The following is a 1,396-nucleotide window of genomic DNA, read 5'->3' on the forward strand; positions in this document are numbered from 1 at the left end:
TACTACAGTTGCAATTCTTGCCCTGAGTTGCATCGTCGCTGGTAGTGGCATCGGCGGGCGGTGGCTTGGTGGCGTCTTCGCCAGGCGGACCAGTGCAGTAGGTGTCGGTGTCGGTGGTGGCGTGGCGTCTCTGGGTGGGTCAGACCTGCCAGGAGCCGTCGGATCTCGCCCACGGTGAGGGGAGCGTATTCGTGGTCGGATTCACTGGCTCCCCTTTTGACGCTGCGGTGGCCGCGAGCACGGCCAGGAAGGCGTGGGCGAGCATCGCGAGAGTGGTGTGCCGGTGCCAGCCGGGGTAGGAGCGCACTTCGTACTGGTCAAGGCCGGTGTGGTTCTTGGCGGCTTGGAAGCACTCTTCGATCGCCCAGCGGGCCCCGGCCACCCGTACGAGTTCTTCGATCGGGGTACCGGCGGGGCCGGCGCACAGGTAGAAGGCCATTTCGGTCGGGTCGGTGATGCTGCGGCGGATCAGCGCCCAGTGTCCGACGCCCTCCTGCTCGTCCCACCAGGTGCTGATGCGTACGGCGGCCCAGTCGTAGAGGCGCGGGCCCTTGGTGCCCTGGCCTGCGGAGATGCGCGTCCAGGCCTCGGGCGGTGCCTGGGTGGCGAGGGTGTCGACGCGGCGGGTACCCATGCGGGTGGTGGGGACGTGCTCGTTGCACGGCACCGCGACGACATAACCCACATTCCGGTGCAGGCACGCCTGCCGGAACTTGCGGTCCTGCCCGTAGACCTCGTCCGCGGCTACCCACGCGATCGGCGCGTTGCCGGCCAGGATGCGCGTCATCATGCGCACCGCGAGCTCCGGCTTGGTCATAAACCGGCGCGCCTCGGGCACACCGGCCCCCGATCTGCGCTCGGGATCGGCGGCCCAGGACTTGGGCAGGTAGAGCTCCCGGTCGATCAGCGCCCGCCCGGCTGCCGAGGCGTAGGCGGCGAACACGGCGATCTGGCAGTTGTCTATCTTCCCCGAGGTCCCGGTGTACTGCCTCGCGACGCCGGCGGAGGCCTCGCCCTTCTTGATGAACCCGGTCTCGTCGAAGATGAGCACCCCGTTGTCCTGGCCGAGGTGCTCGAAGACGTATTCGCGCACGTCGTCGCGCACCTGGTCCGGTTCCCACTCGGCGCGGCCGAGCAGATGCTGGAACCGGTGGGGCGTGCGGTGACCGGTGTACTCGGCGAGCTGCCAGGAGTTCTTGCGCTCCACCGGGCCAAGCAGGCCACGTATGTAATCACGCGCGCATCTACGTGACTCTACGCGCCCGAACCTGCCCGCGATACGGGCGAACAGGTCGTCGAACCCAGCTGTCCACTCGTCGACCTCGACCGATATACCATCCACGAGCACCACAGTATAAAGCAGAGCTCGAAGACACAGTTTACAACTGTAGTACTA

Annotated in this window: 1 protein-coding gene; it reads right to left on the minus strand. The window is 66.9% G+C overall.

Annotated elements, in window-relative coordinates:
- Positions 1 to 139: 139 nt before the first annotated feature.
- Positions 140 to 1,333, minus strand: a complete 1,194-nt coding sequence (locus KDL01_RS41145; protein ID WP_438802025.1) for an IS701 family transposase — start codon at positions 1,331 to 1,333, stop codon at positions 140 to 142.
- Positions 1,334 to 1,396: the final 63 nt, after the last annotated feature.

This window comes from Actinospica durhamensis, assembly GCF_018139695.1.
Classification (GTDB): domain Bacteria; phylum Actinomycetota; class Actinomycetes; order Streptomycetales; family Catenulisporaceae; genus Actinospica; species Actinospica durhamensis.